The 14,757-nt window shown below is 44.1% G+C and carries 12 protein-coding genes; 1 reads left to right on the plus strand and 11 read right to left on the minus strand.

Annotated features, from left to right (window positions below; translation table 11 throughout):
* Positions 1-19 precede the first annotated feature (19 nt).
* The 11 genes from ACGTNI_RS16965 to ACGTNI_RS17015 form a co-directional block, all read right to left on the minus strand.
* Positions 20-1,381, minus strand: a complete 1,362-nt coding sequence (locus ACGTNI_RS16965; RefSeq protein ID WP_394463871.1) for a GntP family permease — start codon at positions 1,379-1,381, stop codon at positions 20-22.
* Between the two features lie 21 nt (positions 1,382-1,402).
* Positions 1,403-2,599 carry an iron-containing alcohol dehydrogenase gene (locus ACGTNI_RS16970; RefSeq protein WP_394463873.1) on the minus strand — a complete coding sequence of 399 codons (1,197 nt, stop codon included), beginning with the start codon at positions 2,597-2,599 and terminating at the stop codon, positions 1,403-1,405.
* Between the two features lie 134 nt (positions 2,600-2,733).
* Positions 2,734-4,542 (minus strand): sigma 54-interacting transcriptional regulator, encoded by a 1,809-nt coding sequence (locus ACGTNI_RS16975; protein ID WP_394463874.1) that lies wholly within the window; start codon positions 4,540-4,542, stop codon positions 2,734-2,736.
* 293 nt (positions 4,543-4,835) lie between these two features.
* On the minus strand, positions 4,836-6,782 hold the full coding sequence (locus ACGTNI_RS16980) for a fructose-specific PTS transporter subunit EIIC (RefSeq protein WP_394463875.1): 1,947 nt from the start codon (positions 6,780-6,782) through the stop codon (positions 4,836-4,838).
* A gap of 96 nt (positions 6,783-6,878) precedes the next feature.
* Positions 6,879-8,801 carry a BglG family transcription antiterminator gene (locus ACGTNI_RS16985; protein ID WP_394463876.1) on the minus strand — a complete coding sequence of 641 codons (1,923 nt, stop codon included), beginning with the start codon at positions 8,799-8,801 and terminating at the stop codon, positions 6,879-6,881.
* A gap of 269 nt (positions 8,802-9,070) precedes the next feature.
* Entirely contained in the window at positions 9,071-9,478 is a 408-nt protein-coding gene (locus ACGTNI_RS16990; protein ID WP_394463877.1) for a hypothetical protein, read from the minus strand.
* Positions 9,479-9,640: 162 nt separating this feature from the next.
* Positions 9,641-10,012, minus strand: coding sequence for a dihydroxyacetone kinase phosphoryl donor subunit DhaM (gene dhaM, locus ACGTNI_RS16995; RefSeq protein WP_394463878.1), 372 nt, complete (start codon positions 10,010-10,012; stop codon positions 9,641-9,643).
* Between the two features lie 3 nt (positions 10,013-10,015).
* The gene (gene dhaL, locus ACGTNI_RS17000; protein ID WP_394463879.1) at positions 10,016-10,636 is read right to left on the minus strand and encodes a dihydroxyacetone kinase subunit DhaL; all 621 of its coding nucleotides are present in this window, start codon (positions 10,634-10,636) and stop codon (positions 10,016-10,018) included.
* 18 nt (positions 10,637-10,654) lie between these two features.
* The gene (dhaK, locus tag ACGTNI_RS17005) at positions 10,655-11,635 is read right to left on the minus strand and encodes a dihydroxyacetone kinase subunit DhaK (RefSeq protein WP_394463880.1); all 981 of its coding nucleotides are present in this window, start codon (positions 11,633-11,635) and stop codon (positions 10,655-10,657) included.
* Between the two features lie 63 nt (positions 11,636-11,698).
* Positions 11,699-13,192: a glycerol kinase GlpK gene (gene glpK / locus ACGTNI_RS17010; RefSeq protein ID WP_394463881.1), complete on the minus strand. Its 1,494-nt coding sequence runs from the start codon at positions 13,190-13,192 to the stop codon at positions 11,699-11,701.
* A gap of 18 nt (positions 13,193-13,210) precedes the next feature.
* Positions 13,211-14,050 (minus strand): MIP/aquaporin family protein, encoded by an 840-nt coding sequence (locus ACGTNI_RS17015; RefSeq protein WP_394463882.1) that lies wholly within the window; start codon positions 14,048-14,050, stop codon positions 13,211-13,213.
* Positions 14,051-14,536: 486 nt separating this feature from the next.
* Between ACGTNI_RS17015 and ACGTNI_RS17020 the strand changes: the two genes are divergently transcribed.
* Positions 14,537-14,757: helix-turn-helix domain-containing protein (locus ACGTNI_RS17020; protein WP_394463883.1), on the plus strand; the 221-nt coding region annotated here is incomplete at its 3' end.

Genomic DNA, 14,757 nt, shown 5'->3' on the forward strand with positions numbered 1-14,757 from the left:
AATTCCTCCTAAATTGTTTTTAAAAAATAGAATACAAGAATACGGCAAAGAACATGACAATCAATGGAACAACCACACTTAACATAAAGATAGGTTTATAGGCTCTTTTATGAGTTTCTCCACAAATCGCCCGTACAGTAGTTACTACATAACCGTTATGAGGTAATGAATCAATACCACCTGACGCCAGTGCAGATACTCGGTGCATGGCACCCGGATCCAACCCCTGACTCATATAGATGGGAGCAAGAATAGGCAAAGCGATTCCTAATCCGCCAGAGGCTGAGCCAGTTATCCCACAAACCACAGTTACCCCAACAGCGAGTCCGAGTAATGGCGGTCCAGGCAAGTTGACCAGCCCATCTACTACACTATCAAAAGCTGATACCTGGGCAGCGACACTTCCAAAACCGACAACAGCACAAGTATTAGCTAGTGCCACCAATGCATTTTGGGTTCCGATTGCAAGTGATCCCCAAAACTCGGTCAAAAAGCTATACATCGATACACACGCCAGGGCAATCCCGGTAGTCAAGGCGATTAACAAGGCTGTAGTAGGATTCATGAATTGTCCGAGTACATTTAAAAGCACGATGACTAATACAAGTGGTAAAACAGCAATGATCACATTCGGTAACGCATTAATTTTTTCTGGTTCTGATTGATAGTTACTTTCCAGTTCTCCCGCCTCAACGGCAGAAGCCGTTTCACTCATTGCTGCTGAAGATGCAGAAGGAAGCATGAAAGATTCCCCATTAGCTGAAGCTTTTCTTACCATCCTTCCAAGCCACAAACCTCCAGCTACCATGACAAGCAATGCACTTAAAACACCGATAAAGCCACCAGCAGTTGGAGTCGTTTCAAAAAACTCGGTTGGAATGATATTTTGAATTTCCGGCGACCCTGGTGCGGTCATCGTAAATGAAATCGAACCAAATACTAACGCAGCAGGAATGAATCGGTGCGGCAGGTTAGCTGCACGGAATAAAGAAACGGCAATCGGGTAGACGGCAAAACCTACAACAAACAAACTGACACCGCCATAAGTCATAATCGCCGCTGCTGCCACCACAGCGAAAACTGCACGTTTAGCACCGAAAGTATTTTTAATCCATTGAGCAATACTTTCAGCAGACTTTGTTTCCTGCATGATTTTTCCGAAGATAGCTCCCAGTAAAAAAACTAAAAACCAGGATGCAAAATAACCGGTAAATCCGTTCATGTAATCTTCTTTAAGTGCGGTTTCTAAATTTAATCCGCCGGTAACAGCTACCAAAATCGAACTGATTAATGCGGCAATGATGATATTGACGCCTTTCATAGTCAGGTAGATCAATAAACCAAGTGATGCAATTAGCCCAAGTAAACCGATTACGTCCATGTCTCCCACCTCTAAATCCGTTTAACCTACGTTGCTTTCTGCTGAGAAATTATACTCATAGCAAACGTTATAAAGTTCTTCGATTTCTGATTGGGATGGTACTCTTGGGTTATTGGCTGGGCTTCCACTAGCTAATGCATCAGAAGCCATCTTGTTGATAGCGGTTTCAAATTGTTCCTTATCAATACCCCATCCACTTAGATTAGGAATATTTAAATCCAGGCATAATTTTTTCACGGAGTTAACGGCTAAATCTGCAGCTTCCTCGTCCGACAGGTTTTCTGATTCCGGAGAGAAAATCCTTCCCAAATCAGCCAGACGTTTGACAGCATATTCTCTGCTGAACTCCAGTACAGCCGGCAGCAGCATCGCGTTTGAATACCCATGAGGAACATGGAACAAAGCGCCAATCGGGCGTGACATGCCGTGCACTAAACAAACAGATGAGTTGGAAAAAGCAATGCCTGCCTGCAAAGAACCTAACGCCATACATTCTCTTGCCTCCAGGTTTTCTCCGTTTTGATAAGCAGCTTTAATGTTTTCTACAATTAACTTCATTGCAGAAAGTGCCATAGAATCAGTCATCGGATGGGACCGTTTAGAAATATAAGCCTCAACCGCATGACTAAGAGCATCGACCCCAGTCGCTGCTGTCACGTGCTGTGGCGAAGAGAGCGTCAATAACGGATCCACAATAGCGGCATCCGGCATAAACGCCGGCTGCTTTATCATCATTTTCACATCATTGCTCGTGTTGGTAATGATAGTAACATCGGTCGCTTCCGACCCGGTACCTGCCGTTGTCGGGACGGCAATATGAGGAACCGGCTTTTTATCCGCTATTTTATTTCCGCCCATATAATCCCCGATATAGTCTCCGTTAGTTGCTAATATAGCAATTGCTTTAGCAGTATCAATACAGCTTCCGCCACCAATTGAAATGACTACATCACATTTTTCATTTTCAAACAATTCAAGCGCCTCTTGAACATAAGTATCTGTCGGCTCTGATTCAATCCCTAAATAGACAGCGCTTTCAATTCCTGCCTGAGTTAAGTAATCACGTCCTTCGCTAATGTAACCTAGCTTTTCCATGATTTTATCACTAACTATAAGTGCCTTTTTTCCTCTTTCAGCTGCTTCTTTCCCCAGTGTTTCAAACGAATTGCGCCCATAATTAATAGTACTTGGCATTCGAAAGACAGCATAATTCTCCATTTAACTCACACCCTTTTTTTAGTCTTCATCTTAACTAATGCAAAAAGCGTGCCAAGTTTAAAAATGCCGCTATACTGACAATTCCGAATTTTAAATGTAGCTAACCAACTACATTTTGTCGTATTTCACCTACACTACAGTTTGTTGATTTGATATTTTTTCATCTTTTGGTACAACGTAGTTCGGTGAATTCCTAAAAGTTTTGCTGCCTTTGATTTATTTCCACCTGTATTTCTCAATGCATCGCGAATTAGATCTCTTTCTTTTTCATCCCCGATTGTTTTTGCTTGATGGATTGAGGTGATGGAATCATCAGATGAGTCTTTTGTTTTTTCCCTGCCTATAATATTCGCCGGCAAATGATGTACACCTATTGTACTGTCATCCACCAGAACGACTAATTTTTCAAGAGTATTGATCAGCTCCCTTATATTCCCTGGCCAAGGGTATTTCATAAACAAAGCCATCGCTTCGGAAGTCATCACTTTGTTTGGCTGTTGGTACTTCTTACATAAGCTATTAATATAGTAGGATACTAACTTAGGAATATCTTCTATGCGTTCGCGTAAAGGAGGGATCGGGATTTCAATGATATTCAGTCGATAATAGAGATCTTCACGGAAGTCTCCCGCTTCCACCATTTTCTCGAGGTTACGGTTAGTTGCAGCTATGATTCTAGCGTTAATCTCATATTCATGGGCACCTCCAACACGATCCACCCGTTTCTCTTGCAGGACCCGTAATAGCTTTGCCTGCATCATTAATGGCATCTCACCGATTTCATCTAAAAATATCGTCCCATTCTCAGCTAATTCAAATTTCCCCGGTTTTCCGCCTTTCCTGGCTCCAGTAAATGCACCTTCCTCATAACCAAATAATTCGGATTCAAATAAGTGCTCAGGTATGGCGCCACAATTCACACTAATAAACGGTCCAAATGAAAAAGCACTTAAATGATGAATCCCTCTGGCGTACATTTCCTTTCCTGTTCCGCTTTCTCCGGTAATTAATACAGTCGCATCGGTTTTAGCCACTTTTCTGGAAAGCCTCTTCCTATTAGATGTACTTTCACTATCACCAATGATTTGATCGAGCGTCATTGTGGAGTGCTCTTGATTATTAGCTGGAATGGACTGAGGAGATCGTGGCGGCAGTTGGATTTGCCGGTTATTTTCCTGCAGACGTTCGTAGATACGGTAAACTTCTGTCACTCCCTCGAAGATTAAAATTCCAATGGCACCTACAACTTTATCGTTTTTCCAGATAGGGATTCGATGGACAATCATCGCCTGGCCCTGGATATACTGGATAACCCCCCGCTCAGGCATCCCTGTCTTTAATGTATCTGGCAATTTGGTATTATCGATTACTTCTTCTACATGGCGTCCAATAGCATCTTCAGGAGAAATTCCGGTAAAACGGCTATAAGCATCATTAAATTCCCGTACAATCCCATGTTCATCTACTACCGCTACCCCTTCGTAGGCACTCTCTAAAATTTCATTTAAAATTTCTGCAGAATGTTCCCTTTGATTCATATCTTTCATATTAGTGTGAAGACACTCCAAAATATGATTATTTGTTAATAAACCAATCAAACGCTGATCATCATCAACAACTGCAAAATTCGTATGATTAAGGGAGATTACATCCATTAATGAGTCATCAATATGAACAATAGAATGATGGTCTTTAGTTACATAGTTTGAGACGGAGGCTTTTGACTGGCGACCAAGTAATGCGGCCATAATCATTCTTGATGTTACTATTCCCGTCGGTTTTAATTCCTGGTCAACAACAGGGAGAAATTGCAGCTCATCTTCCATAAGGAGCTTTGCAGCTTTTCGAATGGAAGTATTTTCAAAAATGAATTGAGGCGGAACCATCCATTGGTTTATACTTAGCAAATTTTCTTTCTCATAATCTTTTTTATCGTTTTGCATGAAATCATGAACCACTTTCTTCACCACCGAGTTTTGTTGTAATTTATTAACTTATATATTAACAAATTATAAGTTATTAAGTTTTCCAACTTCTCAAAGTTCATTATCAACCTTGATTCTCGCATAACTACATCTTTACATTAAATTAATATGGCTATGACCGTACTTACAGGTTTAAATCTATGACCTTGCTCCCCTATTTCCAGTTACCTCCCAGTTGGAAAATGAGCAAGAAATTTTTCTCCTATACATCAGACAAAAAGCGAGCAGACGCTAATCTGCTCGCTTCCTTTTTACCGTATCGTTTCTAACAACTGATAAGCCTCTTCACTAGTCTTCACATGCAATAAATCTTCGCGGAATTTCTCATCCATCAAACGACGTGACAACATCTGCAAAATCTTCAGATGATCATCACCCTGACGTTCTTTTGGTACAGCAATCATGAAAATCAGCTTCGCGTCTGTTCCGTCCATGCTGTTCCAGTCGACACCGTCACGTTTGATGCCGAATACGACAGCGGGCTTTTTGACAGCGGACGATTTTCCGTGTGGGATGGCGATGTTCATCCCAAGTCCTGTGCTGCTTTCCTGTTCGCGATTTATAATTGCCTGCTTGAATTCCGTTTTGGAATCAAGGACGCCTTCTGTATCCAATGTCTGAATCAATTCATCAATCACATCATCTCGTGAAGAGCCTTCCAGATCGATGTTGATCAATTCTGGCGTAGTTATATCCGTAAGCTTGTTGATTTCTTTTGGCTGTTCCTCCTGCTCTGGTTCTTTCACAGCTGGCTCTTCCGCTGGCTGCTCGGCAACTGCAGCCTCTCCAGTAGGCACTCCTGCTACTGCCACATCTTTTTTCAAGAAGTTGACGAGGAAAGCGGTAACGACAACACCCACCGCGATTGCGACAAAGAACATCAACACGTTATCTACTGCACCGAGCACGGCCACAATCGGACCTCCATGAGCGACACGGTCGCCGACATTACTCATCATTGCAATAACAGAACCCGTCATCGACCCGACGATGATGCTTGGTATAACACGCAGCGGGTCTTGTGCTGCAAAAGGAATCGCGCCTTCTGTGATTCCAAATAACCCCATCGTGAACGATGCTTTCCCTGTTTCACGCTCTGCCTGCTGGTATTTCTTTTTGTTTATGAATGTTGCAAGTCCCATCCCAATTGGCGGGATAGCGATAGCGGCAGCGATCGGTCCCATGATCTCATAGTTGCCTTCCCCGATCATGGCAGCCCCGAATAAGAAGGCAACCTTGTTAAACGGACCGCCCATATCGACAGCGATCATGGCACCAAGAATCATCGCCAGCACAATCGAACTTGTTCCCTGCATGCCTTCCAGCCATGCGGTAAGTCCTTCGAATATACTTGCAACTGGAGCACCAATAACAAAAATGAACAACAACCCGACTGTCAATGACCCTAATATTGGAATAAAAATGATTGGCATGACTGGCTGGACAGCCTGTGGTACTTTGATCTTTTTAATAGCCAATACTACATACCCAGCAAGGAAACCAGCGATGATACCGCCGATGAATCCCGCTCCTGCTTCACTTCCGTAAAAGCTTCCGTCAGCGGCAATATAACCACCGATAATACCTGGCGCCAAGCCTGGCCGGTCCGCGATACTATAGGCAATGAATCCAGCCAGGATCGGTACCATGAAGGTAAATGACGCGCCGCCTAAGGCTTCAATCTGTTTCCAAAAAGAACCTTCCGGAATGACGAGACCACCAGGTGTCTGCTCGCCTCCTAGCGCTAATGCGAGCGCTATCAAAAGACCACCGACAACGATGAACGGAATCATATAAGAAACACCATTCATCAAGTGACGATAAACCGGGTTTTCTTTTTCTTTCTTTTGATTCTTAGCCTCTGCAACAGAAGCCATGCCGGCCTTGTAAACGGATACATTTCCGTCCTGAATTCGCTTGATCAATTCTTTCGGCTGGCGGATACCTTCCTGGACACCAACGACGATGAGCTGTTTACCAATGAAACGCTCCTTGGATACTTCTTTGTCACTGGCAATGATGATGCCATCCGCTTCCTCAACATCTTTATCGGTCAACGCATTTTCTACACCAATGGAACCTTGTGTCTCAACCTTGATGTCAACGCCCATTTCTTCGCCTGCTTTTTGCAAGTTTTCAGCAGCCATATACGTATGAGCGATACCGACCGGACACGCGGTTACAGCTAGTATTTTCATGTCGTTTCCCCCTCACTTATTTGTTGTATCTTTAGAATACGACATTTTTCGTCATAAAAAATAATTCATTTTTACCGGAGCTGTGGTAAAAATGAATTATTTAGAAAAAGACTCTAGAATATCCATCACTTCTCTTGTGTTCCTCACTTTTATCAACTGCTGAAGAATTTCCGGATTTTCACTTAGACTCGAAATTGCCTGGATAAGCGGTTTGGTCATATGCTGGTCATCTTTTGCAATTGCTAAAAGAAATACGATTGACACGCGCTCTGTACCCCATTCTAATGGTTCCTCCAACACCGCCATGGCAACGGTTGACCGGTGGACTTCTTCCGAATGAGCATGGGGAATCGCTATGCCGCCTCCAATCGAAGTTGCTGAAGATCGCTCTCTTGCTATGGCACTATGGGGAAAGAGTGAAGTGACTCTTCCTTTTTCCATTAAGCAACTAGCCAGTAATTCGACAACCTTAAAACGATGCTCTGATTGGACATCCAGGTAGATGAAAGCCTCATCCAATAGCCGGACTAAGCCATCCAGCCCGTATTCGGAATGTTTTTCCTTTTCCATCGCTTGTAAAAAATCATCCAAGCGCTTTTTGTCCCGGGCTTCAAGTAGCGGAGAAATTACCAAATTTGGCACTTCTACGCCAGGCAATGATCTGGTAGAAATTACGAGGTCTACAGGCTGCTGCTTCAGTATTTCTTTTATTTGCCATTGCCCCACGCTTCCAATAATGTCAAAGCCAGTATAAGATTGTTCGAGTTTGGCCTGAAGCAAATGCGACATACCTACACCAAGGTCGCAGACAATCAGGACCTTTTTTGTTGTATTTCTTTTTTGCTGCAGGCGCTCAACCGCTGCTTGAAAATGGAGCACTAAATAAGCTGCTTCTTCCTCAGGAAAGGAAAGCTCATTCGTTTCTTCTATTTCTTCCAGGGCAAGCATTACCATGCTAAACATATACGGATACTTTTTCTTTATATCGCTTAACAACGGATTTTGAATCGTAAAGCCATATTGCACCCGGCTGATCGTCGGTTCCATATGCGTATGCAGCCCGTCGATCAAAGTTTGGTCCGTGGTAAAATCCACGAAGGTAAGCCTCTCCAGTTTAGCGATCAACTGACTCACGATTTCCGTTACCCCGGAGCCCTTTTCTTTTTTAGGATAGTGAACTCCTTTACTACTTACGAGGTGAAGGGCGAAATAAGTCTGCTCATTTTCCGGGAACTTCATCTTTAGTTCACGCTCGAGTCGTTTGATAAACCAAGTCGCAATTCCATATTCCTCTGTTTCCTGGACGGAGGCTTTTTCGGTATCTTTCAGTTCGATGGGAGCATGCTGGGCCGTCCGTTTAATCATGACAAGCGCGTGAATCAACAGGCTTTCATAGTCTCCCTCGCTCGTTAATACAGAAAAGTGATGCTGCATATCTTTCAGGAAGTCCCTGACTATTTTCACTTCATAAGCAGGGAACAAGTTAAGAATATCTTTGTTTTTACCTGAACGTGCTGACGTAAGTTCAGGAAGACGGGCTAACGCATTTCGTTTCTGCAGCTCCCCGCCCTTAATGATATGCCCCAGTCGCTGCTTTGAAATTAATTCAAGATCAAACCGCTCCAGCCAGCGGGCAATAACTGCCAAGTCTTCTTTGATAACATTTTTATTCACAAAATAAGTATCTGACAGCTGCGACAACGTAACGGAGCGATCGTTGACTAATAAATGATAAGTTATTTCAAGCAGGCGATCTTCTTCCGACTTCTCTTCAGACTGATATAGGCGATCAAACAGTTGTGACTTCTCATCCTGGCTGATGGAAAGGCGGACACCTAGTCCGGGCTTACGGAGCAACGAAGCAGCTGGATAGTCATTTAAAAATGACTCCACCCCTTTCAAGTCATTACGCACCGTTTTCTCTGAGCAACCTAATGTACTAGCCAACTCGTTTATCTGTTTATATTCGTCTGAATGAAGAGCCAAAATGCGGACGAGCTCTTTTTGTCTGTCGTTCATGTCAACCACCTGCTGTCTTCTTTGAAATCACCTTCATTCTACCCGATAGGTGCTGTATCGACAAACTACTATATATACTTAACCTAGTTACCGACAGAATCTATCACTGATACAGATTAGATCAAACGTTTAATTAACAAGCATCATTGTCTCTCATAAAGACATTATTTCTCATTTAATTTTAATATTGTCTCTCTTATTTTCGAATTTGCCTCTCATCCAGCCAAAGTATACCCTGTTCACAAAACCTCAACATATGCTCCCTTAAGTCATAAACTTTCCTTTACAGGATTTAGCGAATACTTCGGCCATAAGACTTCCCTCGAACGAAGCCAGAACCTGCTGGAACAACATTCCGACAATAACCGGAACGACAACAGGAGAAGAAAAATAAGTAATCGTAATAACCGCTCCCCCTCTGTTAACAGGGCAATGACCGGCATGATGATATGTAAAATAATTAGACACACAACCAGAGAAAACGGATGGCGAAGGGCACTTTTCAAATCTTTAAAATTGGATTTCAAACTCTCTGAGAATGTCGTGAATGCAAATATCCACGAAACAAGGAATACGTAATTATCCAGCCATTCAGCGAAAAGAACACCGATTACTACGGCAGTAGGTGTCATATATTGCATGATTTTTTGTAGATAGATATTGAAAGTAGCCAGCATGACTATGTTATTGCTAGTTTATGCTGATCCCGTTCATGTGAGTGGCAGAGCTAATCATGCGAGTTTACGCTTTTAAATGTGCGTCTGAATCTTATCAATGATTATTTATAAATTATAAAAAAGAGCCTCGGGAAATTTCTTTCCCAAGGCGCCAAAGTCCACTTAATACTCTTTTTCCAACGCATTCACGATCTCCTCTAAAGATTGCCCCATACTGGCTTCCACCGCAGCCAGATAGGCTCCTTCCAGCACAGGCTCTTCTGCCAAATGAACATTATCCAACTCCAGCATTTCGATCGCTATCTCGGCATTCATTTTCGCGCTGCCAAGATCATAGAAAACGACCGTTCCCTGGGCGCTGTGTACATTTTCTATCGCTCCCTGGATTTTTTCGAGGCTTGTACCGATTTCACCATCTTCCGTCCCGCCGGCCGCTTCCACAGTAACCTTTCCGACTGCCTGCTGGAGGATGTCTTTGACTCCTTCGGCAACTTTTTCGCTGTGAGAGATAATTACGATTCCTACATTAGCCATCATCTACGCCTCCTCTCTCAGGCTTTCGGCTAGCGCTTCAAATATATAATAGGAAGAAACTGAGCCGGGGTCTAGATGGCCTTTCGAGCGTTCTTTCAAGTAAGCGGCACGGCCTTTTGTCGCTACGATATCTTTTGTTGCTTCCATCGACGACTTGGCGTTATCACGGATGACGCTGGCAGCGAAGTCATCTGCATCTTTCATCCGCTCTGCCACAGGCGACCAGACGTCAATCATCGTCTTTTCTCCTTCTTCCGCTTTGCCGCGTTGTTTAATACCGGCTACTGCATCTTCCAACGCTGTGACAAACGTATCATATGTCACAGCCTCTTCACCTTTCACTGCCATCGACATTTTCAGAAATGCTGTTCCGAATAATGGACCGGACGCGCCTCCAACTTTTGACATCAATGTCATCGCTACATCCTTCAGAACGTCTGAAACTTGCGCATAATCATTGCCATCAATCTTCTTGACGACCTCATCGAAACCGCGGGCCATGTTGATGCCATGATCGCCGTCTCCGATTGCCTGATCTAATTCAGACAAATAGTCTTTATTATTCTGTATTTTTTCATTACTTTTCATAATCCACTTGAGAGCTTGTTCGACTGTATATGTCATATGCTTCCCCTCCTAGTATCAAGATCGAAATGCTGGCGCATCAGACGGGCTGTCCAACAGCTTTTTCAATCCATCGTCCAAATTCAATAAAGTCACGGAGCATCCTGCCATTTCTAAGGATGTCATGTATTCGCCAACGAATGTTTTATAGGTCTTTACCCCTTTTTCCTGCAAAAATTCCTGAACCTTGCGATTGACCAGATGCAGTTCCATTTCCGGAGTCGCTCCCATTCCGTTTACCATCACGGCAACTTCTTCTGCTTCAGGCAAATCTTCCAGAATGTGATTGGTTAACTCAACAGCGATCTCATCAGCTGTCCCGAGAGGCTTGCGTTCTGTTCCTGGCTCACCGTGGATGCCGATGCCTACTTCCATTTCGTCGTCGCCTAGTTCAAAACTAGGATTCCCGGATGCCGGCATGATGCATGGGCTCAACGCTACCCCCATCGAACGAACATTAGTAATCACTTTTTCAGCGGTAGTTTTCACTTCCTCCAAGGAAGCACCTGCCTCCGCTTTCGCGCCGGCAATTTTATGAACAAAGATCGTCCCGGCAACGCCACGGCGTCCATCTATATCATCAATGGCAACATCATCATTGACGACGACCTGTGCCACATCAATGCCCTCTGCTTCCGCAAGTTCTGCTGCCATATCGAAGTTCATGACATCTCCTGTATAGTTTTTGATGACCAGTAACACCCCGGAGCCCCCATCGACTGCCTTAATCGCTTCCAATACCTGATCTGGTGTCGGTGAGGTGAAAATTTCGCCTGCCACAGCAGCATCGAGCATTCCCTTTCCTATGTAACCGGCATGGGCAGGCTCGTGGCCGCTCCCTCCACCGCTTACGATACCGACTTTATTTTGAATAGGAGAATCTTTTCTTGTGACGACTGTAGTATCAGGTATCCGTTTGACTTCGTCAGGCTTAGCTGCAACAAAACCATCCAGCATTTCCGTTACGATTTGGTTCGGATCATTCATTATTTTTTTCATCTACTAGCCCCTCCTATTTAATCAGGCACCTCTTGTTACCAAAAGGTGCCTGTCATTAGTGATTTACTTAAATTCGCGTGTAGCTGCTACCGCTTTTTTCCAACCATTATAAAGTTCTTCCTGCTTAATCTCTTCCATTTCTCCTTCAAACGTACGATCGTTCTTCCACTGCTGCTTGATTTCATTTTTATCTTTCCAGTAGCCGACAGCAATACCGGCAAGGTACGCGGAACCAAGCGCTGTGGTTTCCTGGACGACCGGGCGCTCGACTGGTACACCGAGAATGTCACTCTGGAACTGCATCAGGAAGTTGTTTTTGACAGCACCACCGTCGACGCGCAACTTCTTAAGATCAAGTTCAGAGTCTGCAATCATCGCATCCAGTACGTCTTTTGTCTGGTAGGCCAATGACTCCAGGGTGGCACGGACGAAATGCTCTTTCGAGGTTCCACGAGTGAGTCCGAATACTGCTCCGCGGGCATCGCTGTCCCAATATGGTGTTCCTAGTCCGACGAAGGCCGGCACAAGGTAAACGCCATCCGTAGAATCAACAGATGTAGCCAGGTTTTCAGTCTCCGGTGCGCTGTTGATCAGCTTCAAACCGTCACGCAGCCACTGAATTGCAGAACCAGCTACGAAGATACTTCCTTCCAGCGCATATTCGACTTTTCCATCGAGCCCCCAGGCCAGTGTCGTCAACAGACCATGCTCGGACTTCACACCTTTTTCACCGGTATTCATCAGCATGAAGCAGCCAGTTCCATACGTATTTTTGGCCATACCTTTTTCAAAACAAGCCTGACCGAACAAGGCCGCCTGCTGGTCCCCAGCGATACCGGCAATCGGAACTTCGTGACCAAAGAAGTGATAATCGACAGTGTTTCCATAAACTTCGGAAGACTGCTTCACTTCTGGCAGCATGCTTTTTGGCACACCAAGGATATCAAGCAGTTCATCGTCCCACTTCAGGTCATAAATATTGAACATTAGCGTACGAGATGCGTTGGAATAGTCGGTGATATGAACCTTGCCGCCAGTCAGTTTGTAGACGAGCCATGAATCGATCGTTCCGAACAGCAGGTCGCCATTATCCGCTTTTTCCCGTGCGCCTTCAACGTTATCCAGAATCCATTTTACTTTAGTCCCGGAAAAGTAAGGATCGAGGAGCAATCCTGTTTTGTCACGGAACAGGTCGTTATGACCTTGTTCACGAAGGTCTTTACAGATTCCTTCTGTCTGACGGGACTGCCAGACAATCGCTTTATAGACCGGCTTGCCCGTGTTTTTGTCCCACACAACAGTCGTTTCTCGCTGGTTGGTGATCCCGATCCCTGCAACCTGACTCGGTTCAATATCAGTTTTTCTTAACACATCAGCAATACAAGCAAGAACTGATGTCCAGATTTCATTAGCATCATGCTCGACCCAGCCCGGCTTCGGGAAAAATTGCTCAAACTCTTTTTGCCCGGTACCTACGATTGTTCCAGCTTCATCAAATAAAATCGCCCGTGAACTTGTCGTCCCCTGATCGATTGATAGAATATACTTTTTTTCCATATAACATCTCTCCTTTTATTAATTTACCTCTCCTATTTTCTTTTCGACACGATCGGCTGCAGTCCTCTCTTCTTTCAACTCAGACATCGCAGCTGAAACGAGAATGACAGCCATGACTGCACTTAGAACCCAAAATAATGTAGAGAATTCCCCTAAAAACATTGCCCGGTAGAATACCGCGCCATAAATACCACCAATGGCTGGACCGATGACCGGCACCCAGGCATAGCTCCAATCCGATCCGCCTTTACCCGGGATCGGCAAGAAAGCGTGAGCAATTCGCGGTCCCAAATCACGCGCCGGGTTAATCGCATACCCTGTTGTTCCACCCAGTGACATCCCAATCGCGACAATCAGCGCACCAACAATCATCGGATTCAACCCATCTGTGAAGTCGTTGGCACCAATGAACATCAGACCCATCAACAGAACGAATGTCCCGATGATTTCACTGACCAGGTTGGAAAAAGGACTGCGGACCGCCGGGTCTGTAGAAAACACCGCCAGTTTGGCCCCCTCATCCTCTGTTTCCCTCCAGTGAGGAAGGTAATTCAAAAACACGATAATGCCGCCAATAAAGGCACCAATCATTTGAGCGGTAATATACATCGGAACTTTTTCCCACGGAAACTCACCTACCGCAGCAAATCCGAGCGTAACCGCCGGATTGATATGCGCTCCTGAAAATTGTCCCACAGCATAGACCGCCATCGCAACGGCAAGACCCCAGGCAATCGTAATGACCACCCAGCCTGAGCCTTCCGCCTTCGAATTTTTCAAGACAACACCAGCGACCACTCCGCCGCCAAAAATAATCAGAATCATGGTACCTATAACTTCAGCTAAAAACTCATGCATGTGGTTTACACTCCTTTTTTGTTGGATTTACAAGATAACGGGAATACAAAAAGACCCACACTCAGCACATACTTTTTCCAAGGAAAAGTACTTGCTTAGCGTGAGTCTCCGTCTCTCCGTCACTTCGTTAACTTGTTATCTATTAAACTAAACGATTATGTAAGCGGTGTCAATCATTTTCACGAAAAAGTTTCAGACTTGTAATCTATAATTAATAAAAAAGTGGTTTAATGAAATGAAAACTGCAATACTAAAATTGCAGGATTTCATTGTCTCATATGATGCCATCCATTCTCATATAGCATTCAATTTGTCTCTCTTATTTTCGATATTGTCACTCTTTTTTCCAAAAGTTGGAACTAGTATAGAAAGTGGACACAGGTAGTGAGCCATGTTTTAATCGACCCAAAGCTTAGATAAAGGACGTGTTCACTTGACTAAAAAATGAAGAGTTACAGTTCGGAATTTAAAGAGTATGTAGCTAAAATGATTGTCCTAGACGGGCATAAAATGACTGATATTTGCCACAAGCTCAATTTACCTTACGGTACCGTTAAGCGGTGGGTAGGGAGCTATCGTAACAAGCAGAAGAACGCAGAAAAAGAGGAACAAAACCAGCTATTAACGGCTTCTGAGTACAAAGAGATGTATGAAAAAGAACGGCAAGAGAAGCTTGAAGCTCAGGAGGAAGCCGAAATATTAAAAAA

This window comes from Thalassobacillus sp. B23F22_16 (genome assembly GCF_043496955.1).
GTDB lineage: Bacteria > Bacillota > Bacilli > Bacillales > Halobacillaceae > Thalassobacillus > Thalassobacillus devorans_A.

Coding starts and splice junctions, on each gene's coding strand:
- ACGTNI_RS16970 (WP_394463873.1), bottom strand. CDS start 2,599: ATGGAGAATTATGCTGTCTTTCGAATGCCAAGTACTATTAATTATGGG.
- glpK (WP_394463881.1), bottom strand. CDS start 13,192: ATGGAAAAAAAGTATATTCTATCAATCGATCAGGGGACGACAAGTTCA.
- ACGTNI_RS16985 (WP_394463876.1), bottom strand. CDS start 8,801: ATGAACGACAGACAAAAAGAGCTCGTCCGCATTTTGGCTCTTCATTCA.
- dhaL (WP_394463879.1), bottom strand. CDS start 10,636: ATGACATATACAGTCGAACAAGCTCTCAAGTGGATTATGAAAAGTAAT.
- ACGTNI_RS16990 (WP_394463877.1), bottom strand. CDS start 9,478: ATGCTGGCTACTTTCAATATCTATCTACAAAAAATCATGCAATATATG.
- ACGTNI_RS16965 (WP_394463871.1), bottom strand. CDS start 1,381: ATGGACGTAATCGGTTTACTTGGGCTAATTGCATCACTTGGTTTATTG.
- dhaM (WP_394463878.1), bottom strand. CDS start 10,012: ATGGCTAATGTAGGAATCGTAATTATCTCTCACAGCGAAAAAGTTGCC.
- ACGTNI_RS17015 (WP_394463882.1), bottom strand. CDS start 14,050: ATGCATGAGTTTTTAGCTGAAGTTATAGGTACCATGATTCTGATTATT.
- dhaK (WP_394463880.1), bottom strand. CDS start 11,635: ATGAAAAAAATAATGAATGATCCGAACCAAATCGTAACGGAAATGCTG.
- ACGTNI_RS16975 (WP_394463874.1), bottom strand. CDS start 4,542: ATGCAAAACGATAAAAAAGATTATGAGAAAGAAAATTTGCTAAGTATA.
- ACGTNI_RS16980 (WP_394463875.1), bottom strand. CDS start 6,782: ATGAAAATACTAGCTGTAACCGCGTGTCCGGTCGGTATCGCTCATACG.